18 protein-coding genes and 1 CRISPR repeat array are annotated in these 23,477 nt (G+C 65.3%); of the genes, 14 read left to right on the top strand and 4 right to left on the bottom strand.

All coding sequences use genetic code 11. The features are described from left to right. The first annotated feature begins 2 nt into the window (after positions 1–2). Together ACN0V4_RS13375 and ACN0V4_RS13370 are read left to right on the top strand one after the other, a co-directional pair. Entirely contained in the window at positions 3–398 is a 396-nt protein-coding gene (locus tag ACN0V4_RS13375; protein WP_417676867.1) for an ectoine synthase, read from the top strand. A gap of 1 nt (position 399) precedes the next feature. Beyond that, positions 400–1,824 carry an aspartate kinase gene (locus ACN0V4_RS13370; protein WP_417676865.1) on the top strand — a complete coding sequence of 475 codons (1,425 nt, stop codon included), beginning with the start codon at positions 400–402 and terminating at the stop codon, positions 1,822–1,824. A gap of 190 nt (positions 1,825–2,014) precedes the next feature. Here ACN0V4_RS13370 and ACN0V4_RS13365 read toward each other — a convergent pair whose 3' ends face one another. Beyond that, complete coding sequence (locus ACN0V4_RS13365) at positions 2,015–2,410, bottom strand: RidA family protein (RefSeq protein WP_417676863.1); 396 nt, start codon at positions 2,408–2,410, stop codon at positions 2,015–2,017. Positions 2,411–2,888: 478 nt separating this feature from the next. Here ACN0V4_RS13365 and ACN0V4_RS13360 point away from each other — a divergent pair, with 478 nt between their 5' ends. From ACN0V4_RS13360 to cas2, 7 genes are all read left to right on the top strand, one after another. Beyond that, positions 2,889–5,159, top strand: a complete 2,271-nt coding sequence (locus ACN0V4_RS13360) for a CRISPR-associated endonuclease Cas3'' (protein ID WP_417676861.1) — start codon at positions 2,889–2,891, stop codon at positions 5,157–5,159. 90 nt (positions 5,160–5,249) lie between these two features. Continuing rightward, positions 5,250–5,918: a type I-C CRISPR-associated protein Cas5c gene (gene cas5c, locus ACN0V4_RS13355; protein WP_417676859.1), complete on the top strand. Its 669-nt coding sequence runs from the start codon at positions 5,250–5,252 to the stop codon at positions 5,916–5,918. After that, entirely contained in the window at positions 5,915–7,714 is a 1,800-nt protein-coding gene (gene cas8c, locus ACN0V4_RS13350) for a type I-C CRISPR-associated protein Cas8c/Csd1 (RefSeq protein ID WP_417676857.1), read from the top strand. The genes cas5c and cas8c overlap by 4 nt, the downstream gene beginning before the upstream one ends. After that, positions 7,711–8,613, top strand: coding sequence for a type I-C CRISPR-associated protein Cas7/Csd2 (gene cas7c / locus ACN0V4_RS13345; RefSeq protein WP_417676855.1), 903 nt, complete (start codon positions 7,711–7,713; stop codon positions 8,611–8,613). The genes cas8c and cas7c overlap by 4 nt, the downstream gene beginning before the upstream one ends. Further along, positions 8,597–9,247, top strand: coding sequence for a CRISPR-associated protein Cas4 (cas4, locus tag ACN0V4_RS13340; protein WP_417676853.1), 651 nt, complete (start codon positions 8,597–8,599; stop codon positions 9,245–9,247). Before cas7c ends, cas4 begins: the two co-directional genes overlap by 17 nt. Continuing rightward, a complete protein-coding gene (cas1c, locus tag ACN0V4_RS13335) occupies positions 9,244–10,278 on the top strand; it encodes a type I-C CRISPR-associated endonuclease Cas1c (RefSeq protein ID WP_417676851.1) in 1,035 nt (344 codons plus the stop codon). The genes cas4 and cas1c overlap by 4 nt, the downstream gene beginning before the upstream one ends. Positions 10,279–10,281: 3 nt before the next feature. Beyond that, positions 10,282–10,572 (top strand): CRISPR-associated endonuclease Cas2, encoded by a 291-nt coding sequence (gene cas2, locus ACN0V4_RS13330; RefSeq protein ID WP_417676849.1) that lies wholly within the window; start codon positions 10,282–10,284, stop codon positions 10,570–10,572. Positions 10,573–10,751: 179 nt separating this feature from the next. Beyond that, a CRISPR array of direct repeats spans positions 10,752–11,392; the repeat unit is 32 nt; unit sequence GTCGCCCTCCCTGCGAGGGCGTGGATTGAAAC. A 403-nt stretch (positions 11,393–11,795) separates the two neighbouring features. Here the strand turns inward: cas2 and ACN0V4_RS13325 are convergent. Next, positions 11,796–17,729 (bottom strand): LamG-like jellyroll fold domain-containing protein, encoded by a 5,934-nt coding sequence (locus ACN0V4_RS13325; RefSeq protein WP_417676847.1) that lies wholly within the window; start codon positions 17,727–17,729, stop codon positions 11,796–11,798. Between the two features lie 113 nt (positions 17,730–17,842). Here ACN0V4_RS13325 and ACN0V4_RS13320 point away from each other — a divergent pair, with 113 nt between their 5' ends. Beyond that, positions 17,843–18,733, top strand: coding sequence for a LysR substrate-binding domain-containing protein (locus ACN0V4_RS13320; RefSeq protein WP_417676845.1), 891 nt, complete (start codon positions 17,843–17,845; stop codon positions 18,731–18,733). A 37-nt stretch (positions 18,734–18,770) separates the two neighbouring features. Here the strand turns inward: ACN0V4_RS13320 and ACN0V4_RS13315 are convergent, their stop codons facing one another. Further along, positions 18,771–19,646 carry a LysR family transcriptional regulator gene (locus ACN0V4_RS13315; protein ID WP_417676843.1) on the bottom strand — a complete coding sequence of 292 codons (876 nt, stop codon included), beginning with the start codon at positions 19,644–19,646 and terminating at the stop codon, positions 18,771–18,773. A gap of 141 nt (positions 19,647–19,787) precedes the next feature. Between ACN0V4_RS13315 and bla the strand changes: the two genes are divergently transcribed. The 4 genes from bla to minE all read left to right on the top strand — a co-directional run bounded on the left by bla (position 19,788) and on the right by minE (position 22,981). Further along, complete coding sequence (gene bla / locus ACN0V4_RS13310) at positions 19,788–20,669, top strand: class A beta-lactamase (RefSeq protein WP_417676841.1); 882 nt, start codon at positions 19,788–19,790, stop codon at positions 20,667–20,669. A gap of 445 nt (positions 20,670–21,114) precedes the next feature. Beyond that, positions 21,115–21,861, top strand: coding sequence for a septum site-determining protein MinC (minC, locus tag ACN0V4_RS13305; protein ID WP_417676839.1), 747 nt, complete (start codon positions 21,115–21,117; stop codon positions 21,859–21,861). A 26-nt stretch (positions 21,862–21,887) separates the two neighbouring features. Next, complete coding sequence (gene minD / locus ACN0V4_RS13300) at positions 21,888–22,706, top strand: septum site-determining protein MinD (RefSeq protein WP_417676993.1); 819 nt, start codon at positions 21,888–21,890, stop codon at positions 22,704–22,706. Then, the gene (gene minE, locus ACN0V4_RS13295; protein WP_417676837.1) at positions 22,703–22,981 is read left to right on the top strand and encodes a cell division topological specificity factor MinE; all 279 of its coding nucleotides are present in this window, start codon (positions 22,703–22,705) and stop codon (positions 22,979–22,981) included. Before minD ends, minE begins: the two co-directional genes overlap by 4 nt. A gap of 131 nt (positions 22,982–23,112) precedes the next feature. On the opposite strand, the gene ACN0V4_RS13290 is transcribed toward minE, so the two are convergent. Further along, positions 23,113–23,415 carry an SH3 domain-containing protein gene (locus tag ACN0V4_RS13290; protein ID WP_417676835.1) on the bottom strand — a complete coding sequence of 101 codons (303 nt, stop codon included), beginning with the start codon at positions 23,413–23,415 and terminating at the stop codon, positions 23,113–23,115. Positions 23,416–23,477 lie beyond the last annotated feature (62 nt).

The following is a 23,477-nucleotide window of genomic DNA, read 5'->3' as shown; positions in this document are numbered from 1 at the left end:
CCATGATCGTCAGAGATTTGAACCAAATCATCGAAACCGACCGCGACCGCGTGGTGGCGGATGCACGATGGACCTCGGTCCGGATGCTCCTGGCCAATGACGGGATGGGCTTTTCCTTCCACATCACCTTTCTTCAGGCGGGGTCGGAGCACACGTTCGAATACAAGAACCACTTCGAAAGCGTCTATTGCATGAAGGGCAAGGGCTCGATCACCGATCTGGCCAGCGGCGAGACCCATGAGATCGTGCCCGGTGTGATGTATGCGCTGGATCAACACGACCGCCATATCCTGCGCGCCGAGGAAGAGCTGATCATGGCCTGTTGTTTCAACCCGCCGGTGACCGGCACCGAGGTGCATCGCGAGGACGGATCCTATGCGGCAGCCGAGGAGGCCTGAGATGGTCCTCACCGTGGAAAAGATCGGCGGGACCTCGATGTCCCGCCTGAACGAATTGCGCGATACCCTGTTCATCGGCGCCCGCGAGGGCCGCGGGCTTTACGGCCGCATCTTCGTCGTCTCCGCCTTTGGTGGCATCACCGATCTGTTGCTCGAACACAAGAAGTCGGGTGAGCCCGGAGTCTATGCCCTGTTCGCCAATGACGACGGTCATTACGGCTGGCATGATGGTCTGAATCGTGTGGCCGCGGCGATGAAAGCGGCGCATTGCGCCATTCTCGACCACCCTGGCGACCTGCAGCAGGCCGACGCCTTTGTCGATGAGCGGCTGCATGGCGCCCGGAATTGTCTGATTGATCTGCAGCGCCTGTGCTCCTATGGCCATTTCCGCCTGGTTCAGCACATGGGGCAGACCCGCGAGCTGCTTTCCGGCCTGGGCGAGGCCCATTCGGCCTTCGTCGCGACGCTGCTGTTGCAGCGGGCGGGGGTGAAGGCGCGTTTCGTCGATTTGTCCGGCTGGCGCGACGAGGGCGATCTGTCCCTGGACGCCCGGATTCGACAGGCACTCGAAGGCATTGATCCCGGCGTCGAGATGCCCATCGTCACCGGCTACGCGCAATGCGCCGAGGGTCTGGTGGGCGAATACGACCGCGGCTATTCCGAGGTGACGTTTTCGCGCCTGGCGGCCCTTGTCGAAGCGAGCGAGGCGATCATCCACAAGGAGTTCCACCTGTCCTCGGGTGATCCGAAGCTGGTGGGTCAGGAATTGGTCCGCAAGCTCGGGCGCACCAGCTACGATGTGGCGGATCAACTGTCCAACATGGGCATGGAGGCGATCCATCCCAAGGCGGCCAAGATGCTCAGGCAGGCCGATATCCCCCTGCGTGTCACCAATGCGTTCGAACCGGATGATCCCGGAACCCTGATCGACGACAAGCCGGCGGATCGGCCGGCGGCCGAGATCGTCACTGGCCTTGATGTCGTGACGCTGGAGGTGTTCGAACAGGATATGGTCGGTGTGAAAGGCTATGACGCCACGATCCTCGACGTGCTGACGCGCCACAATGTCCGGATCGTGTCGAAGGTGTCCAACGCCAATACGATCACGCATTACCTCGCCGCCTCGCTGAAGACGATGCGCCGGGTCACGCAGGAACTCGCCCGACTGTATCCGACGGCCGAAATCGCCACCCGGACCCTGTCGATCGCATCTGTCATCGGACGGGACTTGCAGGGGTTGTCGGTCCTGTCCCGTGGCTTGCAGGCGATCTCCGATGCCGGTCATGACATCATCGGCGCCAGCCAGGGGCCGAGAAACGTGGACGTCCAGTTCGTGGTTGAACGCGACGCGTTGCACCCGACGATCAGAGCGCTGCATGGTGAGTTCATCGAAGCGGCCCGGGACCGCCTGTCTCGCGCAGCATAGCGGAGGCTGGCGGCGGATAGCGTCGGGCGATCATCGGCGGCTGCGTAGTCTTACCTCACTGCCGCTTGATCGCGATAAGTTCGACCGGCACTCTTACCAAGGCTGGTCGGCAGCCTTTCCGGGACACTTTGCATTCGGGCTTAGCCAGCAAGCCGAGGCCATCAAGGGCGCGGCTTGCTGGCCTGTTATTTTAGCGCGCGGGACAGCGGGCGATAACCTTGATCTCGAAGTCGAACCCGGCAAGCCAAGTGACACCGAGGGCCGTCCAGTTCGGATAGGGAGCCTCGGGGAATATCCGTTTCTTTACCTCCATGACCGTCCCCAACTGTACTTCGGGGTCTGTGTGGAAGCTCGTGACATCGACGATATCTTCCGGCCCACAGCCGGCCGCATCAAGCACGGCCAGCAGATTGTCGAAAGCCAGTTGCACCTGTTTGGCAAAGTCCGGTTCCGGCGATCCGTCCGCGCGGCCGCCGACCTGACCCGATACGAACAGCAGGTCGCTGGAGCGGATCGCGGCGGAATAGCCGTGTTGCTCATGAAGCGCGTGACGGTCAGAGGGAAAAACGGGTTCGTTGTGAAGCATCTGGAATGTCCTTTCAGGGTGTCGCCCTGATCCGCAGTTTCGCATACGCACCGTATGTCAACGGGTGGCTTCCGCACCGATCAAGTCATGAAGGATGCCATCAAGCCCTTCGAACTGCTCGCGTCCGGGCTCTTGGTGGACGACAGGGTCACCGTGTGACCCGCGGTCGCATGGGCGATGCGTGAGTTCTGCGAACGGCAGCATGATCCCGCATGGCAGACATCTGGGCAAGGCGCGGCACATGGCGGCGGCGGAAGCGGGGGGCTCCGCCGTTTGGGGGCGGAAATTCCGGTCTGCCTGAAAATGGAGGCTGGGTTTCCCGCGCGTGACTTCGGAATTGAATAGAAAATGCCATGGGGCAAAGATAGGTATCTGGAACGGAACATTTTCGAAATTGCGACAGGTCATCGCATCGGGTGGGCGGTCGTCGGTTTCTGGAATACCTTGGTCAACTGCTTCTGCCGGGTGATTTGCAGAGATGTCGTTATTTGCGCATTCAGGACACGATCCCGGGAAATCCGATTGGGAAACCCTGTTCGATCATTCCGCCGCGGTGTCGAAAACGGCCGGGAAAAACGCCCGAGCGTTCGCGCCGGTTCTTGGGGAGCTTGCCGGTTGGTTGCACGATCTGGGCAAGATGAAACCGCGCTTCCAGGCGCGGCTCTCAGACCCTTCGGTGATCGAACCCCATGCGGCGGAAGGCGCGCGCTATGCCTATGAGACCTGGCCCAATCCCTTCGGTGCCCTGCTGGCGCAGGTGATCCTCGGCCACCACGCCGGGCTGAAGGGCGAAGGCGAAGGCGAGGGCGGCCGACTGTTCTCTGCCCGGCTGGAGGAGGCTGCGCGACTTGCACCTCAGGAGGATTGGCCGCTGCCCGGGATCACCGCGCTGCCGCCGGTGGTGGCCTCTCTGCCCAAACGGGATGAGATGCTGAACTACACGCTCCAGTTCCTGGGCCGGATGCTGTTTTCCGCCCTGGTCGATGCCGACCGGAGCGAGACCGGCGCCTTTTATGACCGGCTGGAGGGGCGGCCCGAGCCCGCCGCGCCGGACATCCCTTTGACCGCGCTGCGCGACCGGCTGGATGCCTATATGGCGGCGCGGGACGATGAGGGGCCGGTCAACGCGCTGCGGCGCCGGGTGCATGACCATGCGCGCGCCCAGGCCGGGCAGGCGCCGGGCATGTTCAGCCTGACGGTGCCGACCGGGGGCGGCAAGACGCTGACGTCACTGGGATTCGCGCTGGATCACGCGATTGCGCAAGGCATGGATCGGTTGATCTTCGTGATCCCCTATACCTCCATCGTCGAACAGACGGCCGGGGTGTTTCGCACGGTCTTCGGCGATCTGGGCGAGGCGGCGGTATTGGAACACCATTCGGCCTTCGACTGGGACGAGGTGAAGGGCGATGACGAATTGGCGAGCCTTCGGACGGCGGCGGAGCGTTGGGATCGGCCCATCATCGTCACCACGGCGGTGCAGTTTCTGGAAAGCCTGCATGCCGCGCGTGGTTCCCGCTGCCGCAAGCTGCATCGGATCGCCAGGGCCGTCGTGGTGCTGGACGAGGCGCAGACCCTGCCGCATCACCTGCTGCGCCCCAGTCTCGCCGCCTTGAAGGAACTGGCGCGGGGCTATCACGGCTCAGTCGTCCTCTGTACTGCCACCCAGCCCGCCCTGCTGAAGGGCGAGCCTGACGGGTTTCCCTGCCCCGAGGGGTTGGAGCGTGACGGGCCGCTGGCCTTGCGCGAACTCGCCCCCGATCCGGCGGGGCTCTACGATGCGCTGCGCCGGGTGCGGGTGGACCTTGCCGGGCGGATCGACAATGCGGGCCTGGCGGCGGGGCTGGCGGCGGCGCCCAGCGGGCTGGCGATCCTGAACAACCGCAAACAGGCGCGCGCGGTCTACGATCTGATCCGCGATTGCCCGGGGGCCGCGCATCTGTCGACCAATATGACCGCGAGGCACCGGCGTGGCGTGCTCGACCAGGTACGCGCGCGGCTTGCGGCCGGCGAGCCGGTGCGACTGGTCAGTACCAGCCTGATCGAGGCCGGGGTGGACATCAGCTTTCCGGTGGTCTGGCGGGCGCTGGCAGGGCTCGATTCCATCGCCCAGGCCGCCGGCCGCTGCAACCGCGAGGGGCGGCTGGTCGAGGGCGGCCGGGTCGTGGTCTTCGAGGCCGAGCGGGGGGAGCAGGGTGAATTCGCGCCGCCCGCCGGTCTGCAACAACTGGCCGATGCGGCGGCGCGGGTTCTGGGCAAGCACATCGACGATCCGCTCAGCCTCGATGCTGTCCGCGATTACTTCAGGGACATCTACTGGACCCGGGCGCATGGGATGGATGACGGCAAGGTCGGCGGCAAGCCGTTCCAGATCCTGAAATCCATCACGGATTCGGGCGACCGGCGGCCGATCTTCCCCTATGCCTCGATCGCCGAGGCCTATCAGATCATTGAAGGCGGTGCCTTACCGGTGGTGGTCCTGGGCGGCGACTGGGGCTTGCCTGAGGCGGAGCTGGAGGCGCTGCGCTATATCTCCAGCGCCGGCGGCATCGCCCGGCGCCTGCAAAGCTACCAGGTGCAGGTGCCCGAAGGGGTGCGCCGCCGGATGCTGGGCGAGGGCCTGGTGCGCCCGTTCCGGCAAGCGGAGTTCGGCGACCAGTTCCTGCTGCTGGATCAGCCGGGGATTTACGATGCCGACACCGGGCTCAGGTGGGACGATTTCGGGGATTTGGGGTTCCTGTCCTTCTGAACGGCAAAGGAGTTTGGGCGGCAACGATATTTGCATTGACGGCGCCCTATCCAGTTTTGCAACCTTAGGTTAATCTTAAAGGGGGGCAAATTGGCTTACGGACTTAAACTCCTGATCCGGGGCGATTACGCCTGTTTTACCCGGCCGGAAATGAAGGTCGAAAGGGTCAGCTATGATGCCATGACCCCTTCTGCCGCGCGTGGCATTATCGAGGCGATTCACTGGAAGCCGGCCATTCGCTGGGTGATTGATCGGATTCATGTCCTCGCCCCCATCCGGTTCGAGAATATCCGCCGCAACGAGATCGGATCGAAAATCCCCGCCGGCAGCGTCAAGACGGCGATGAAGGCGGGCACGGTCAGGGGGCTGCATCTGGCGGTGGACGAGAATCGGCAGCAGCGGGCGATGATGGCGCTGCGCGATGTGGTCTATGGCATCGAGGCGCATCTTGAGATGACTCCCAAGGCCGGCCCCGAGGATAGCGAGGCCAAGCACATCGAAATGGCCCGCCGCCGCGCCGCCAGGGGGCAGCAGTTTCATCAGCCCTGTCTCGGCGTGCGGGAATTCCCCGCCGATGTGACGCTGGTCGAGGCCTTTCCCGAAACGACCCTGCCGGAGGCGGAGCGAAACCGCGATCTGGGCTGGATGCTCTATGATGTCGATTATGCCAGGGGGCGCGAGGCGCTGTTCTTCCGTGCCCGGATGGAGGGCGGCGTGATCGACATCGCCCGCGCCCGGGCCGAGGGGTTGGCGCAATGACGATCCTGACCGCGCTTGCCAGCCTTTACGATCGCATGGCCGACAACGGCGAGGCGCCGCGGCGGGGCTATTCCACCGAGAAGATCGGCGCCGAGGTGGTGTTCGATCGCGACGGCGCCCTGGTGGCGATCCGGCCCCGGCTGAAGGTCGACGGCAAGAAACTGGTGCCCGATCAGATCGCGGTGCCGGCGGCGGTGAAACGCTCCTCTGGCATCGCGCCGAATTTCCTGTGGGACAAGACCTCCTATGCGCTGGGGGTGACCGCGGCCAAGGACGACAAGGGCAAGCCGCTGCTGGAGGAGGGCCGCCAGATCCCGGGGCAGGAGGGGCGGACGGCGCGCGAACACGCGGCCTTCGTGGAGCTTCAGGCCGAGCGGTTGGCCGGGCTCGAGGACGAGGGGGCAGAGGCCTTCTTGCGGTTTCTGAATCGCTGGAGCTGGGAAGATTTCGCCGCCCAGGCATGTCCGGCAGAGGTGCTCGACCAGAATGTCGTCTTCCGGCTGGAGGGCGACGCGCGGCTGTTGCACGATCGTCCCGCCCTTACCGCGCTGCTGTCCGGCGCGGACGGGGCCGAGGCGGGGCCGCTGTGCCTGATCACCGGGGCCCATGCGCCCGTCGCGCGGCTGCATCCCAGCATCAAGGGGGTGATGGGGGCGCAAAGCTCCGGCGCGTCTCTGGTCAGCTTCAACGATACCGCCTTTGAATCCTTCGGCAAGAAGCAGGGCGAGAACGCCCCGGTGTCCGAGGCGGCGGCCTTCGCCTATGGCACCGCGCTGAACGCGCTTCTGGCGCGCTCGGGCAAGGGGCCGGGACGCCGGGCGCTCAGGATCGGGGACGCCACCGTGGTGTTCTGGGCCGAGACGCCGGATCGCGACGGCGACAGCGCCGCCGAAGATCTGCTGGCGGGGCTGCTCGATCCGGTCGATGACACCGAGACCGAGGGCGAGGCAGCACAAAAACTGCAGGTGACGCTGGAGGCGTTGGCAAAGGGCCAACAGCCCGACGATCCGCGCTTTCATCCCGATACCCGGGTCTATGTGCTGGGGCTGTCGCCCAATGCGGCGCGGCTCTCGGTCCGCTTCTGGCTGCCCGGCACGCTCGGCGGCTTCACCCGCAACCTGATGCGGTTCCAGGACGACCTGCGGCTGGAGCCCGCCGCCTGGCGGCGGACGCCGGCGCTCTGGGCACTGCTCTACGAGACCGCGCTGCAACATAAGGCCGAGAATATCCCGCCGCTTCTGGGCGGCGAGATGATGCGCGCGGTGCTGGGCGGGCTGCCCTATCCGCGGTTGCTTCTGGCCGCGGTGATCGGCCGGATCCGCGCCGACGGTATCGTCAACGGCCCGCGCGCGGCCATCTGCAAGGCCTATCTGACACGTAACCTGACGGAGGAGATGCCCGTGAGCCTCGATCCAGACAATCCCGACCCGGCCTATCGGCTTGGGCGGCTCTTCGCGGTGCTGGAGCAAATCCAGCTCGCGGCGCTGCCGGGGCTGAACGCGACCATTCGGGACCGGTACTTTGCTGCCGCCTCGGCCACCCCGGCGCGGGTGTTTCCGCTGCTGGTCAAGACCGCGACCCATCACCTGGCCAATCTGCGCAAGGGTGACAAGGGCGGGCTGGCCCATTGGTTCGACGATCAGATGGGCCAGATTTGGGCCGGGCTGTCGCCCGACCTGCCGGGATCGCTGACGCTCGAGGCGCAGGGGCGGTTCGTGGCCGGCTACTACCACCAGAAATTCACCAAGAAGACCACCGAGGTGGTCGAGGAACAAAGTGACGAGACACCCGCATGACCGCCCTGACCAACCGCTATGATTTCGCGCTGTTCTTCACCGTCAAGGATGGCAACCCCAATGGCGATCCCGATGCCGGCAACTTGCCGCGGATGGATCCCGAAACCAACAACGGCCTCGTCACCGATGTGGCGCTGAAGCGGAAGGTGCGCAATTACGTCGCCGCCGCGCATGAGGGCGAGCCGGGGTTCAACATCTATTTCACCGAACGCTCGGTGCTGAACAATCAGCATGCCAAGGCCTATGAGGCGCTGGGGCTGAAGCCTGAATCCAAGAAGCTGCCCAAGAAGGAAGAGGAGGCGCGCAACCTCACCCGTTGGATGTGCGACAACTTCTATGACATCCGCACCTTCGGCGCCGTCATGACCACCGAGGTCAACGCCGGCCAGGTGCGCGGGCCGGTGCAGCTGTCCTTCGCGCGCTCGGTGGAGCCGATCATGCCGCTGGAGATCTCGATCACCCGCTCCTCGGTCACCAACGAAAAGGATGTGGACAAGGAACGCACCATGGGGCGCAAGCATATCGTGCCCTTCGGCCTCTATGTGGTGCATGGGTTCATCAACGCCAAGCTAGCGGAAAAGACCGGGTTTTCCGAAGAGGATCTGACGCTCTTCTGGATCGCGCTGCGCGACATGTTCGATTTCGACCGTTCGGCCGCACGCGGCGAGATGGCGGCGCAGAGGATCGTCGCCTTCCGCCACGACAGTGCGCTTGGCAATGCCCAGGCGCATCGGCTGTTCGACCGGATCAAGGTCGACCGCCTCTATCAGGGCGAGGCGTTGCCGGTGGGTGATCCGAGAACCCACAACTGGCCGCCGGCGCGGGCGTTTTCGGATTATCGCATCACCGTCGATGACACCGATCTGCCGGCGGGCGTGACGATTGTCGACCCCTGGTGATCCACCCGACAGCGTGCCGATCTCGGCGCTGCAGCATTGGCTGTTCTGCCCGCGCCAATGCGCGCTGATCCATGTCGAACGGCTGTGGTCGGAAAACCGGCTGACTGCCGAGGGGCGGATATTGCATGCCCGCGCCGACGGCGGCGCGGGTGACCGGCGCAAGGGGCTGCAGACCCTGCGCGCGGTCGAGATCGGTTCGGAGCGGCTGGGGCTTCACGGCGTCGCCGATGTGGTCGAGGTGGAGGGCGAGGTGATCCGCCCGGTCGAATACAAGCGTGGCCGCCCCAAGCCGCACCGCGCCGACGAGGTGCAGCTCTGCGCCCAGGCGCTTTGTCTGGAGGAGATGACAGGGCGACGGATCCCCGAAGGCGCGCTGTTCTATGGCGAAACCCGTCGGCGCAAGGCCGTGGTCTTCGATGACGAGTTGCGCACCCTGACCCTGCGGATCGCCGCAGAGGTGCGCGCGATGATCGCCACCGGGCAGGTGCCTCCGCCGGTCTTCGACAAGCATCGCTGCCGCGCCTGTTCGCTGATCGAGCTCTGCCGGCCCGAGCGGATGCAGGCGCCACCTCATATCCTCGCCTGGCTGGATCGGGCCGTCACCGCCGATACCGTACCGGGAGAGGCGCCATGAAGAAACTGCTCAACACGCTCTATGTCACCTCGGAAGGCGCGGTCCTGCGCAAGGATCGGCAGAATGTGGTGGTCGAGATCGACGGCGTCGAACGGGGCAGGGCGCCGGCGCATCTTCTGGGGCAGATTGTCTGTTTCGCGCAGGTCACGGTCAGCCCGCCCCTGATGGCCTTCTGTGCCGAGGGCGGGATTTCCATCGCCTTTCTGTCGATGTCGGGCCGGTTCCTGGCCCGGGTCGAGGGGCCGCAGTCGGGCAATGTGCTGCTGCGCCGCGCCCAGCACCGGCGTACCGAGGATCCGGCGCTGGCGCTGTCGGTGGCCCAGGGCGTGGTCGCGGCCAAGGCCGCCAACCAGCGCGGCGTGATCCGGCGCGCCCTGCGCGATTACGGCGCGACGATGGCGGCGGGCGCGCGCGACACCCTCGACACCACCGAACGGCGGCTTTCCGACGCGGCGCGGTTGGCGCTCTCCTCGCCCGATCTCGACAGTCTGCGCGGGCAGGAGGGCGAGGCCGCCAATGCCTATTTCACCGCCTTTCCGCATCTGCTGCGCAACCCGGATTTCACCTTTTCGGGGCGCAATCGCCGGCCGCCGCGCGATCCGGTCAACGCGGTGCTGTCGCTGCTCTATGCGCTGCTGGCGCAGGATTGCCGCGCTGCCTGCGAGGCGCAGGGGCTCGACCCGCAGATGGGGTTCTTGCACCGCGACCGCCCCGGGCGGATGAGCCTGGCGCTCGATCTGATGGAGGAGTTTCGCGCGCCCCTGGCCGACCGGCTCTGCCTCAGCCTGTTCAACCGCCGCCAGCTTGGCCCCCGCGATTTCGACGCGCAGGACACCGGCGCCGTTTTGTTGACCGATCAGGGCCGCGATACGCTGCTGAAGGCCTGGCAGGAGCGCAAGCGGATGCCTCTGCGCCACCCGTTCTTCGACGAGACCGCCCCTTTCGGCCTTTTCCCGCATCTGCAGGCGCAGCTTCTGGCGCGCCACCTGCGCGGCGAGCTTGACGGCTATCCGGCCTGGATCTGGAGGTAGGCCATGCTGGTTCTGGTGACCTATGATGTGCGCACCGAAACGCCCGCCGGGCGGCGCCGGCTGCGGCGGGTGGCGGCGGCCTGTCTCGACTATGGCCAGAGGGTGCAGTATTCTGTTTTCGAATGCGATCTCGACCCCGCCCGCTGGACCGCCCTGCGCGCCCGGCTGATCGACCTGATCGATCCCGCCGAGGATAGCCTGCGGTTCTATATGCTGGGCGCCAACTGGCGCAGCCGGGTCGAGCATGTGGGGGCGAAGCCGGCCATCGACTATGACGGCCCGCTGATTTTCTGATCTGCGAACCCCAAGCGATCACGCCGAAGCGGGCAGGTTCGCAAGCTCTCTTTTTCGTTTGTTTCCTGAGCCTTGCATCTTCCTTGTTCCACCCAGCCGCCATCCCGGAGCTGGCAACCCCTGAGGTTCGCGCACCGCTTGGAAATTGCTTTTGAAGTCTGGACGGTTAAACAGAGACAGTCGCCCTCCCTGCGAGGGCGTGGATTGAAACTCCAATGGACACGGGCCCGCCGTCGAACAGCCCCCACGTCGCCCTCCCTGCGAGGGCGTGGATTGAAACGCCGGCTGCGCGATACCTTCGCCGGTCTGGGCGAGGGTCGCCCTCCCTGCGAGGGCGTGGATTGAAACGTGTAGCCGGGCGGCAGCGTTATCAGCAGCCGGGGGGTCGCCCTCCCTGCGAGGGCGTGGATTGAAACCAAACTCGGCCGCCCTGTCAGCCAGACTTTCCAGGAGTCGCCCTCCCTGCGAGGGCGTGGATTGAAACGTGAACGGTGCCCGCGCGGTCTGGAAAGCGGTCGACGAGTCGCCCTCCCTGCGAGGGCGTGGATTGAAACACTCACATCGACGATCCAGTGCGCTGGATCAGACGTCGCCCTCCCTGCGAGGGCGTGGATTGAAACGGGTCGGAGGCTGAAGCCGCCCGCCGGCTTGAGATGTCGCCCTCCCTGCGAGGGCGTGGATTGAAACTGATCGTCATCGAGTTGACCAAGCAGGATCTCTCCGTCGCCCTCCCTGCGAGGGCGTGGATTGAAACGATGAAGTCCTCGTTGATGCCGCGCGCGCCGGAGGTCGCCCTCCCTGCGAGGGCGTGGATTGAAACTATTCCACGGCGCTGTATTCGAAGGCGCGCGCCTGTTGCCCTCCCTACGAGGGCTCGTATCCAAACTTGGCCAGGCGCTTACGCTTCGGTTCCCGTGCGGGTGGGCCATTCGTCTTGGTAAATGTCCGGTGGTTCGGGGCGTCAGTTGGCGCAATGGGCGCCCTGTCGCAGAGGCAAGGCCAATCGGTCCGATCCGTCGTGACGTTTGCCTGAAATCTTGGCTTGCCCGGTTGCTGTCTCCGTCCGGGGCGTTCCGGGTTCGCCCGGAGGGGCGCCGATCGTCTGGCCGCCGACCGATGGCGACATGGCTGGCAAAGGTCGGAGACATGGCGGGCATGTCCCGCAGAATGGCCGCCCCCCGAGAGCGCTGCTTTCGGGGGGCGGCGAGAGTTCAGATGAACATTCAGATGAACATGAAGTCGTCGTCCTGCAGGGCGGCGAGGCGGGTGTTCTGCAACACCAGCTCATCGCCATTGCCGAAGTCGAAGACCACGTCCCGGCCGTGCTGGCTGGCGAAGGACAGGGCGTCCTCGGCCGTCGAGACCCCGTCGATGTGGAGCTGCAGCACGTCGCGGCCAAGATCGCCGAACCAGCCGATGTTCGCTTCGAAGTCGGTGATCGTGTCGCGCCCGTCACCTTCGCCGAAGACAAAGACATCGCGGTCCCGGCCGCCGGTGAGCCTGTCATCGCCGGCGCCGCCGGCAAGAACGTCAGCGCCGAAGCCGCCCAACAGCCGGTCGTTGCCGGCGCCGCCGGCCAGATCGTCAGCACCGGAGCCACCGATCAGACGATCGTCACCCTCGCCACCGACCAGAACGTCATCGCCGAGGCTGCCGGACAGACGGTCGTTGCCGGCCCCGCCAGACAGGCTGTTGTCGCCCAGATCGCCGGTCAGGCGATCGTCGTGATCGGAGCCTTCGAGGTTTTCGACCGAGACCAGCCGGTCGCCCCGGGCGTCGCCGCCCCTGGCCGGTCCGAAGGCCCCGAGGTTGACACGCACGCCGGCGTCGGACCCGGCATAGCTTGCGGTGTCGTTGCCTTCGCCGCCGCGCAGCACGTCCCGCCCGGCGCCACCGATCAGCAGGTCGTCGCCATGGCCGCCGGCAAGCCGGTCGTTGCCGGCGCCACCATCGAGGATGTCGTCGCCCGCCTTGCCCCGCAGCTTGTCGTTGCCGCCAAGCCCGAGCAGATGGTCGTCGTCGACCGAGCCAACCAGCAGATCGTCGCTGTCGCTCGCCCCCGGCAGTTCTGCCGCCGCACCCGGGGTGAGGTCATAGATCGCGACATTGTCGAACTCGATCCCCGCCACGCCCCAAGAATAGACGCCCGCCGCACCACCGTCGAGGTCGTGAACCTCAAGCGCGGTGTCGAAGATCGCCTGGCCGTCGACCCAGACCTGCATTTTGCCGCCGTTGTTCTCGGCCCGCAGATGGAAGGTTTCGCCCGGGGTATAGGTGGTGGTCACCCGCCCGATGTAGCTTTCATAGCCGTCGACGACCTTGACCAGCGTGGTCAGACCGACACGGGCGTCGATCTCCAGCTTGTAATAGTTGTCTTCGTCGATCCAGTTCAGCATCAGACCGGCGCCGCCGGCGGTGGGGGCGGTGACCTGCGCCTCGATCCCGTAGTCCTCGAGGTTCCGGTCGCCGTCCCGGAGCGCATAGGTGCCCTTGTGCAGCGCATAGACGCCATCACCCAGGGGCGACCAGCCGCGTTGCCAGACATCGGGGTTCGATGCGCCGTCCCAGGTCAGCTCGCGGCTATAGGCCCCGGATTGCTCCACCAGCGCGCCGTCGATCACCGCCCAGTCGGCGGAACCGCCCAGTTCGGTGGTGTCGACGATGGTCCAGCCGGCGTGATCGCCGTCCTCGAACTGATCGGCCGCGATCAGACGGTCACCGCTGACCACATCGACCTTGATCTGATCGGTGCTGGCGCCGCCATTCAGCGACAGATCGAAGGTGTTGGTGCCGGTATAGGCCTGCACCTCGGTCACCAGCCCGTCGGTTTCGCCGGCGAGCCCGGTCCAGGTGGCATCGGCAAGGCCCTCGGGCAGCTCGGAGCCTTCACCGTTCAGGGTCACGCTTTCGACACCGTCGCCGTTCCAGTCGATGACCCGGAAGTCATCACCGGCATCGGCGCCCAGATCGGGGGCGCGCACCACCACATCGTCGAAATAGGCCCGCGATTGGCCGTCGGTGTAAAGCCCGACGGTGCCCGACCCCAGCGGTGCGTCATCCTCGACCGCGCCACCGAACAGCAGCTGGTCGTCCATCTGCACCGTGATCCGGCCGCCGACGATGGTCACCTTCACGTCGATCTCGCTGTTGAAGCGATAGCCGCCGTGTTCCTCGGCCAGCACGGTTTCGACCCCGTCCTGCACCTTGACCAACTGACGGGTGTTGTTTTCGGCATCGAACAGCAGCTTGTACTGATTGTCACCGTCCTGATGGCGGAAGCTCAGGCCCATCACGTCGTTGTCGAGCGCCCGCATGGTGGCCTCGAAGGTGATGTCCGCCCAGTCGCCACCCTGCCAGAGGATCAGGTTGTCCGCCATATCGGCGGATTCGAACAGCGCGCCGCCTTCGCCGCCGGAGGCCACCGCCCCCTTGACCGAGAAGGACGTGCCGTTCTCGAAGCCGACGGCGATCTGTTCCACCGTGACCGCGCCGAAATCGGTGGCATCAAGGCTCCCGTCGAAGTTCAGCTGCACCGATCCCTCGGCCGGAGAGCTGTCGAAGGGGCCATCCGCATCGACGCCGCCAAGATTGGCGATGGTGGTGGCATCGAGCACCTCGGGCACGAAGGTAAAGCTTGCCAGGCTCACCTGCTGCGTCTCGCCATCCTCGTCGGACAAGATCAGGAAGCCGTCCTTGCTGAGCGCCCAGCGCGAGGTGCTGGCGTCAGAGGTCAGGGTCTGCGTCCCCACCAATTCGCCATTCACGTATTTGTTCAGCACATGGGCGCCGTCTTCGACCGAGAAGGAAAAGGCGATCCGGTTCCAGGCGTCATATTGGATCGCCCCCTGATAGTTACCCGAGATCCCGAGACCGGCAGTGCCATCGCCCGCATTGCGCAGCGCAACATCCGCGTCCGAGCTGTTGCCGAGGTCGGTCTGCAGCAGAGCGGCATAGCTTCCCTGGCCGCTGGCGACATAGAGGTCATAGATCAGCGTGTATTCCAGCGCCCCGGCGCTGCCCTCGGGCTGCACCAGGATGCCTTCGTTCGGCGCCAGCGCGTCGATCTGCGCCACGGTGACCGGGGTTTCGCCGATCCGCGGCAGGCCGAGGTCGGCGTCGGTGGCAAGGTTGACATAGGCCGGCGCATCGCGATCCGGGGCGACCCAGCCTGCCGCATCGCCATCGTCGAAGGTTTCGATCAGATAGGTCTTGTCGGTTTCCACGATCACCCGGTGATCGCTCCGGCTGGTGGTGCCGTCCGGCGCCTCGACTTCCAGCACCAGATCATTGACCCCGGCGCCAAGCGAGACCTCGGCATGCTCGCCTTCGGCGATCAGCTCGCCCTTTTCGCTGTACCAGCGGAAGGTCAGGCTTTCCTCGTTGGGATTGCTGGTGGCAGAGGCGTCCAGCGCCACCGTGGCCTCGGTCGCGCCGGCCTCGGCCTGGGCGATCTGGTCGGATCCGGCATCGGCGATCGCCTCGGCCTCGCGTTCGCCGAGATCGACCCCGGTATAGGTTTCCTCATGGCCCACGTAATCGCCGGTCAGCCCGTCGCGGGACATCTCGCCATCGCCACGGCCACCGCTGAAATACTGATCCAGTTCAGTGAAATAGGTCTCGGTGTAGAAGGCGTTGTTGGTCGGGTCGACGGTGACCAGACGCACCGCGCCATTGCCGCCGTTGCCGCCCTGCGATGCATCGCCGCTGCCGGTCGACTCGAGCGCGACACCGTTCTGGTAGTTCACCAGGAACTGATAGACCGGATTGCCGAAGTCGTTGTAGGAGACCACCGTCTCGGCGCCGTCGCCGAAGATGTGCCCGCCGGCGGTGAACACCACGTTCGGGTGCTTGGAGATCACCTCGCGCCAGATTTCCTCGCCGTCCCAGGAGCCTTCGGCATCGCGGCCCAGGCCATAGTTATAGCCCGCGCCTTCGCCGTTGAGCGGCCCGCCCAGGGCGTCGTGGCGGCCGTCGAAGTCGTTGTAGGAATGGGTGAGCACCATCACCTTGCGGTCGCCATGCTCGGTCAGCACCTCATCGGCCCAGCGCAGGACGTCATCACGCGGCCCGAATTCCAGGTTGAGGATCATCCAGCCGCTGCCGTCGGGCGCATCCCAGAGGTGATAGTTGTTGTCGTAGCGATCGCCTTCCTGATCGTAGACGCCGCCGAAGGTCGGATCCTCGCTCATGTAGCTGGTGGAGAATGCGCCGTTGAAAGTGCTGGTGGCGCGTTCGTTCGACGAGCCGCCGGCGCCGATGTCGTGGTTGCCCGGCAGCACCGAGAAGGGAATGCCCGCCTCGCGCAGCACGTTCATCGCATTCAGCGCGATGTCGAATTCCTCGCTGCCGGCGTGCTGGGTGATATCGCCCACATGGGTGACAAAGCTGATGCCCTTGTTGTCGGCATTGTCGACCAGCCAATTGGTCAGATTGGTGAAGGTGCTGGTGCGTTCCTCGCCGGCGTTGCGGTCGGCATAGTCCTGGGTATCGGGCAGGATGGCGATGGTATAGGCGCCTTCGCCCGCCACCCGCACCCGCAGGTTGTCGGTCAGGGTTTCGCCGCCCACATCGGCGCTCAGCACCAGATCGGCGGCGCCGAGATCGCCATAGGCCAGGGTCAGGACGCCATCCTCGATGGTGGCCTCGACCGCCTCGCCGTTGCTGTTGGTAACGGTGAAATTCTCGGCATCCGGGCCGAACACCTCGGTCAGGTCAAAGCTCTGCGGCGCATCGCCTTCGGCCACCAGCATGTCCTTGAGCCCATGTACCGCGGGCACCTCCGGCTCGGGGTCGGTCCCGGCCTGCTGCGACAGCAGCTCTGCCGTGCCGCTGCCCTGTTCGATGGTCACGCCATAGTCGCTGAACCCGATCTGCAGCGCCTCGGTTCCGGCGAGGGGGCCTTCGGCGTCGACACCTCCAAGCGCGGCGATCGCCGCGCCATCCAACACCTCGGTCGTGAAGGCGAAATGCGCGAGATAGCCGGTGCCGACCTCGCCGTCGTTGTCGCCCATCACCAGAAAGCCCTTCTCCGCATCAAGCGAGAAGCGCGCGGTATCGACGGTCTGGCTGCCGACCAGCGCGCCGTCGATGTATTTGTTGAGCGTGGTGGTGTCGCCTTCGGTCTCGACGGTGATGGCGACGCGGGTCCAGCTGTTCAGCTCCACGCTGCCTTCATAGATGCTGTCGATCCCCAGCCCGCCGTCGGAGCCGCGGATGAACAGATCGCCATCGCTGCCGTTCTCGACATCGGTCTGGAACAGCGCGTGATAGTTCGCAGGCAGGTCGGAAAGGTTCAGGTCCCACACCATCGTATAGCTGGAGACCGAGCCTTCCAGACCTGCGGGGACGACATGAAGCCCTTCTTTGGCGTCGTAGCTGCCATGCTCCATCACCGCGATATCGGCGCCCGGTTCCTCGACCCCCAATTGGGAGGTCCGGCCGAAGCGGCTGTCACCAGCGGTCACCACCGTCTGCAGATCGGCGCCTTCAAGCACCACGGTCGCGGAGCCATAGCTGGGGGCGATGTCATTGCCGGTGAACTTCAGTTCGATCGCCTCGCCGCCCGGCGAGACCGGGAAGAAGCCCGCCGCATCGGGCTGCGGCACGCTGGCGATCGCGGCGTTGACGACCTCGAAATCCGGATCGGCCAGGAAGAAGACAGAGGAGACATAGCCCGGCGCGGTTTCGCCGTCGTTGTCGGAGAACAGCAGCAGGCCGTTTTCGCCCAGCGACCAGCGCGCGGTTTCGCCAAGGTCATGCGCCTGCACCATCTCGCCGTTCACATAGGTGGTCAGCACGGTTTCGCCGTCTTGCTGCGCCACGGTGATCGCGATCCGGTTCCAGACGCCGAACGCGACGCTGCCGCTGTACTGGCTGGAAATGCCGATGCCTGCGGTGCCGTCGCCGTTGTTCTTCAGAAACAGGTCGCCATCCCCGTCGCCGGTCTGCATCAGGCTGATATAGCCGCTGTCGGTCTCCGGGATCAGCAGGTCGAAGGCGACCGCATATTGGCTGACGTCACGGCCGGGCAGAAGGCGCAGCCCCTCGTCCGAACCATTGGCCGGAAAGGACAAAACGGAGCTGTCGGCTCCGTTGATCAGGTCGATACCAAATTCACTGGCTTGCCCCAGTTGATAGCTTTCATAAGTGCTCGGCATGTCATCCTCACCAGAAATGATTCCGGCCCGCGCCGGATCTTCGAGCGGGAGGTTGCAAATCGCACAGTCATCAAGCAAATCGATTTAGCCGCTCCAGGACATTGGTATAGCCTATGAACTTTTTACAAATCCGTGCCTTTCACATGACCGTCCAAGAGGGCGGCGTCGGTCGTGCTGCCGCTGCGATGAATGTCAGTCAGCCAACGATATCTCAGCATATCAAAGACTTGGAAGCTCGAAGTAATGTGAAGCTGTTCCAGCGGGTCGGCAATCGGCTGGTGTTGACCGATGCCGGGCGCGAGCTTCTCGCTGTAACAAACAAACTAATGGCGGTCTCCGAAGATGTGGACCGGATGCTGGACCGCCGGCAGTTTCCGGCCACCGGGAAGTTGAGCCTTGCCAGCGACAGCCCGCGTCTGGCGGCGCTGGTCACCCGCGAGATGTTGGAGCAGCGTCCCGATCTCAACATCACATTGCGTCTGGCGACGATGGTGGAAATCACCTCGGGCGTCGAAAACGGGATCATCGACGCGGGCATTTCGGTGGACCCGCCGTTGGGGGACGCGACCTTGCTGATCACCCCGATCCGCCGCGACCATCTTTGCGCAGCATTGGCCGTGGGTCATCCGCTGGCGGACGCCAAGAGCATTTCCCTGGCGCAACTGGCGCGGGAACGGCTGGTCTTTCGCGACAAGAGTTCGCGCACCCGGGTGCTCGCGGAACGGGCGATGGCCTTTGAAAATCTGGCCCCGCGCCGGATCATGGATTTCGGCAGCCGCGAGATCATCCGCGAGGCCGTGGCCCATGGCATCGGGGTGGCGATCTTCTCTGCGCTCGACTGCATGCCCGACCCGCGGGTCCGCTATCTGCCCATCGACGTCGGCAAGATGAAGCTGAGCTTTGTGGAACACGCCATCGTTCGCCGCGATCGCAAGCAATTGCCAGAGGTGGCGCTGTTCCTGGACACCGCCAAAAACCTGGCTCAGACGCCTGAAGTCGATTAGGCGGCTGCCTCAGGCGCGGCGCAGCGGAGCCCTTGTGTCACCCTGGGGCGGGGGCCGCCCCGGACAACCATCGCGCGAAGATGTTCATCGCCCGCGTCGACGCCCGGTCGGACGGCCAGGCGAGGTAATATCGCCCGGCTGAGACGGTCGCACCGAAGGGTTGCGCCAGGCGGCCCTGCCGGATGTAGCGCTCGAACATGGCGACCGGTAGCAACGCCACTCCGGCGCCGGCTGCGGCCAGTTCGGCAAGGGCCACCGAACTGTCGAACACCGGCCCCGAAACGGGCGGGCAGGGGGTGCCCGCCGCGGCGAACCAGCCTGGCCATTCGGCGCTGCGATAGCTGCGCAGGAGGGTCATCTGCCCAAGGTCCGCCGGGTGCTGCAGTCGCGCCGCCATTTCGGGCGCACAGAGTGGCGACAGCGGCGCCTCCAGCAGGGGGATCGCGTCATGGCCGGTCCAGCCGCCCATCCCGAAGCGAATGGCCATGTCGAGCCCCTCGCGCAGGATCTCGACGCGGTTGTTATTGGTCGAGATCCTCAGGTCGATCTCGGGATGGGCCTCGCGGAAGGCATCGAGCCGCGGCATCAACCAGCCAAGGGCGAAGGTCGTGTTCACGCCAACCGCCAGCACCTCCACGTCGCGCCGCCCGCCCAGACGGTCGAGCACCCGCGCCATGGCGTCGAAGCCGTGTTCCAGGACCGGGAAGAGCAGCCGGCCCTCGTCGGTTGGGATCAGCCCTTGCGAGGTGCGCAGGAAGAGAGACGCGCCAAGCAGATCCTCCAGCCGGGCGATCTGATGGCTGACGGCCGCCTGGGTCACGCGGAGTTCGGTCGCGGCCTTGGTGAAGCTGCCCTGGCGCATCGCGACCTCGAAGACCCGCAGGGCGTTGAGTGGCAGATCAGGACGATCCATCGCATTACCTCAGCTAATGGTAGGTTATAAGATTTGTCGTTTGAGGCAGGTATGCAGGATGGATTAGGCAAGGTCCATGACATCACTTGATGTCCGATCCCCTGGGCGCCCTCGGCGCCCGGTCTCAAAAAGGAACATTACATGCGGTTCACCACCTCTGTCCTGTCGCGCGCTGCGGCAGGGCTCGCCCTCGGTCTGTCTCTGGCCACCACTGTGATCGCCGAACCTCCGCTCAAGACACTGGCCGATACGGTTGCGCAGGTCGAGGACCGGCTTGGCGCCCGGGTCGGCATTGCGCTCGTCGATACCGGCTCGGGCCAATCCTGGACCCATCGGGCGGACGAACGTTTTCTGATGAACAGCACGATGAAGGTGCCGCTCTGCGCCGCGGTGCTGGCACGCCACGACGCGGGGGCGCAGTCCCTGGACGAGATGCTGACCATCCGGCCGACAGATGTGCAGTCCTATGCGCCGGTCACCGAAAAGCGCGTTGGCGGCAGTATGACCATCGCGGATCTCTGCCTGGCCGCCATCGACATGAGCGATAACACCGCCGCCAACCTGCTGATCGACCATCTGGGCGGGCCGCAGGAGGTGACGCAGTTCTTTCGCAGCATCGGGGATCCGGTCAGCCGGCTGGATCGGCTCGAACCCGAGCTGAACACCTTCGTCGCCGGTGATCCGCGCGACACCTCGACCCCGGTCGCCATGGCGGAGATGCTGCGCGCGGTCCTGCTGGGCGATGCTTTGGAGCCCGCCTCTCGCGACCAATTGGCGGAGTGGATGCGCCACGGTGGCGTGACCGGCGCGCTGCTGCGCCGGGAGGCTCCTGCGGGGTGGCAGATCCTCGACAAATCCGGCAGCGGCAGTCATTCGCGCAATATCGTGGCGGTGGTCACCCCGGCCGGGCGCGCCCCTTGGATCGTCACCATCTTCCTGTCGGACGTCGACGCGGACTTTGCCACCCGCAACGCGGCTCTGCAGCAGCTCGGCGCGTCGGTCATGGGGGTCATCCGCGGCTAGCCTGTCGTCCTGACCCAGCCGGAACGCCTTTGCACCCCGGGTTGGCTCGACCGGCGATCCGGGGGCGAGGCACCGGGGGGGCGGCAGGGTCAGATTGCGCCATCACAAGACTGGTCAATATCGCCTGGGCAGGGCTCGCCGCCGCGCGCACCTCCTGCCCGGGCTCGCTTCCGTTTCGGGTTGAATTGTTCGCGGCGGCGCGTAAGAAGGCGCTGCATGTCGCCACGCCACCTCAAAATCGCGCCACGTCAAGATGCAGCCCAGCCTGGATGGCCCACATAAGCGGAATGTCTCTGTGTCGGCGGGCAAGAGGGAGCGGGAAATCGCTTAATCGGTTCGTTCAGGTAGTTCCACGATGCGCAAACCCGCCGAAGGCGGCTAGGTGACTGAAAATCAAGGGTGCGTTCGAATCGCACCCCGCGACGAGAGCAGGAGCAAGGTCCAAGTGCGGACAGACAAAGCAAACGGCCGGGGCGGGCGCGCTTCGGTATCGACCCAGCCATTCCAGATTCGCGGACGGTTCATCACCGCGATCGCCCTGCGGCTGGATAACGAAGACCTCGACGCCGCTTTCTTCGAGGCCCTCGACGAGCAATTGCGGCAGGCGCCGCAGCTCCTGCTCGATGCGCCGCTGATCCTCGATCTGGGCATGGTGCCCGGTCTGGTCGATGTCGATCTACTCCGTGAATTGGTGGTGCAGCTGCGCGGGCGGGACCTGCAGGTTTTCGGGGTGCAGAACGCCTCGGACACGCAATGTGATGTGGCGGCGGAACTGGGGCTGATCCCGGTGACCATCGGGCGCGAAATTCCGGTGGAAAAGGCCGCGGCCAGCGGCCGGCGCAAGATCGACAAGCTGCTGCCTCCGGACAACAAGCTGATCACCGAACCGGTGCGCTCGGGGCAGGTCATCTTCGCCGAACGCGGCGATCTGACGGTGATCGGCTCGGTCTCCTCTGGGGCCGAACTGATTGCGTCGGGCAATATTCATGTCTATGGCACCCTCCGCGGCCGGGCCATCGCTGGGGCACATGGTGACGAATCCGCGCGCATCTTCTGCCTGCGGCAAGAGGCGGAACTGCTGGCCATCGCGGGGATCTACCGCACCAGCGAAAGCATCGGCGACACGCTGCGGGGGCAGAGCCTGCAGGTGTTTCTGAAGGACAACGGATTGCATTTGGAGGCGCTCGCATGACGACGCAAATGAAGGACAAGCCGCCTCTGGGGAGGATCATCGTGATCACCTCGGGCAAGGGCGGGGTGGGCAAGACCACCTCGGCGGCGGCAATTTCCGCAGGCCTTGCGAAGCTTGGCTACAAGACGGTGGTGATCGACTTCGACGTCGGTCTGCGCAATCTCGACATGATCATGGGATGCGAACGCCGGGTGGTGTACGATTTCATCAACGTGATCCAGGGCGATGCGCTGCTGAAACAGGCGCTGATCAAGGACAAGCGGCTCGACACGCTCTATATCCTGCCGACCTCGCAGACCCGCGACAAGGACGCGCTGACCAAGGAGGGCGTCGAGGCGGTTCTGAACGAACTGAAGCAGGAGTTCGACTATATCCTCTGCGACAGCCCGGCCGGGATCGAACGCGGTGCGCAACTGGCGATGTATTTTGCCGACGAGGCGGTGGTGGTGACCAACCCCGAGGTTTCCTCGGTCCGCGACAGCGATCGCGTCCTGGGTCTGCTGGCCAGCAAGACCAAGCGCGCCGAAAGCAAGTCGGAAGAGCCGGTGAAAGCCCGCATTCTGCTGACCCGTCACGATCAGGCCCGGATCGACAGGGGCGAGATGATGACGGTGGAGGACGTGCTCGAAATCCTCGCCGTGCCGCTGATCGGGATCATTCCCGAAAGCCAGGCGGTGCTGCGGGCCTCGAACGTCGGCACGCCGGTCATCCTCGACGAGCCGTCGAACGCCAGCATCGCCTATGAGGATACCGTCGCGCGGCTCACCGGTGAGGACATCCCGATGCGGATTGGCGAGGAACGCCGCCCCGGCCTGTTCCAGCGGCTGTTCGGGCGCACGTCATGAGCTTGTTCGGTTTCTCCCTCAAACCCCGTCGCGCGAAGACGGCCCAGACGGCCAAGGATCGCTTGCAGCTTCTCCTGGCGCATGAGCGCGCTGGCGGCTCGGGCGCGGCCGACTTCCTGCCGCAGCTTCAGAACGACATTCTCGCGGTGATCCGGAAATACGTCACCGTCGAGGACAAGGATGTCGAGGTCCGGATGCAGCGTGACGATGGGGTGTCGAGCCTTGAGATCAACATCGAAATGCCCGCGACCCCGTCGAAGCCGCGCGGCTCCTGACCGGTCCGCCTTGGGATCATCTGCCGCGCCCGGCGCGGTTCATGCAAAGGTCGGCCCCCGGGCCGGCCTTTGTCCGTTTTGCGGGGCACTTGCGGCGCGGCGGCCTGCGATCGCCTCTGAGGCCGGGCGGATCACTTTTTCCGCAGATAGGCCCAGGAGACATAGCCCTTGAGCCCGCGCGCCTGGTCGAGCGAGACGTTGCACCAGCGGGTGCCGCCGGTCTGCTGGCAGCTATGGATGCGCAGGACGGTGCCGTTCGGCAGCCCGAGGATCACGTTATAGCCGGTCCCGGGGCCGGCGCGCATCTTCAGCATGTCGTCGGTCTCGACGCCATAGACCTCGTAACGGTCGCGCCAGGCGGCCGCGGCGGGGGCCGCACCCAACACCACGGTCAGCATCGCCGCCGCCAGCGTCAAAAGGACGGTTCCGCGCATCGTTTTCTCCTGCTGTCTGCCTCGGGGACAGTCTAATCCCTTCGCTCTGGGAAAGGAACGGG

The organism is Pseudodonghicola sp. (assembly GCF_048268305.1).
In the GTDB taxonomy this organism is placed as follows: domain Bacteria; phylum Pseudomonadota; class Alphaproteobacteria; order Rhodobacterales; family Rhodobacteraceae; genus Pseudodonghicola.
Note: the sequence above shows the minus strand (reverse complement) of the source record. Positions and strands in the feature narration are given on the sequence as shown.

What these genes read in the sequence shown, in the direction of transcription:
- ACN0V4_RS13375 (WP_417676867.1), top strand. Translation starts at nt 3, where the DNA reads ATGATCGTCAGAGATTTGAACCAAATCATCGAAACCGACCGCGACCGC.
- ACN0V4_RS13370 (WP_417676865.1), top strand. Translation starts at nt 400, where the DNA reads ATGGTCCTCACCGTGGAAAAGATCGGCGGGACCTCGATGTCCCGCCTG.
- ACN0V4_RS13365 (WP_417676863.1), bottom strand. Translation starts at nt 2,410, where the DNA reads ATGCTTCACAACGAACCCGTTTTTCCCTCTGACCGTCACGCGCTTCAT.
- ACN0V4_RS13360 (WP_417676861.1), top strand. Translation starts at nt 2,889, where the DNA reads ATGTCGTTATTTGCGCATTCAGGACACGATCCCGGGAAATCCGATTGG.
- cas8c (WP_417676857.1), top strand. Translation starts at nt 5,915, where the DNA reads ATGACGATCCTGACCGCGCTTGCCAGCCTTTACGATCGCATGGCCGAC.
- cas7c (WP_417676855.1), top strand. Translation starts at nt 7,711, where the DNA reads ATGACCGCCCTGACCAACCGCTATGATTTCGCGCTGTTCTTCACCGTC.
- cas1c (WP_417676851.1), top strand. Translation starts at nt 9,244, where the DNA reads ATGAAGAAACTGCTCAACACGCTCTATGTCACCTCGGAAGGCGCGGTC.
- cas2 (WP_417676849.1), top strand. Translation starts at nt 10,282, where the DNA reads ATGCTGGTTCTGGTGACCTATGATGTGCGCACCGAAACGCCCGCCGGG.
- ACN0V4_RS13325 (WP_417676847.1), bottom strand. Translation starts at nt 17,729, where the DNA reads ATGCCGAGCACTTATGAAAGCTATCAACTGGGGCAAGCCAGTGAATTT.
- ACN0V4_RS13320 (WP_417676845.1), top strand. Translation starts at nt 17,843, where the DNA reads ATGAACTTTTTACAAATCCGTGCCTTTCACATGACCGTCCAAGAGGGC.
- ACN0V4_RS13315 (WP_417676843.1), bottom strand. Translation starts at nt 19,646, where the DNA reads ATGGATCGTCCTGATCTGCCACTCAACGCCCTGCGGGTCTTCGAGGTC.
- bla (WP_417676841.1), top strand. Translation starts at nt 19,788, where the DNA reads ATGCGGTTCACCACCTCTGTCCTGTCGCGCGCTGCGGCAGGGCTCGCC.
- minE (WP_417676837.1), top strand. Translation starts at nt 22,703, where the DNA reads ATGAGCTTGTTCGGTTTCTCCCTCAAACCCCGTCGCGCGAAGACGGCC.
- ACN0V4_RS13290 (WP_417676835.1), bottom strand. Translation starts at nt 23,415, where the DNA reads ATGCGCGGAACCGTCCTTTTGACGCTGGCGGCGGCGATGCTGACCGTG.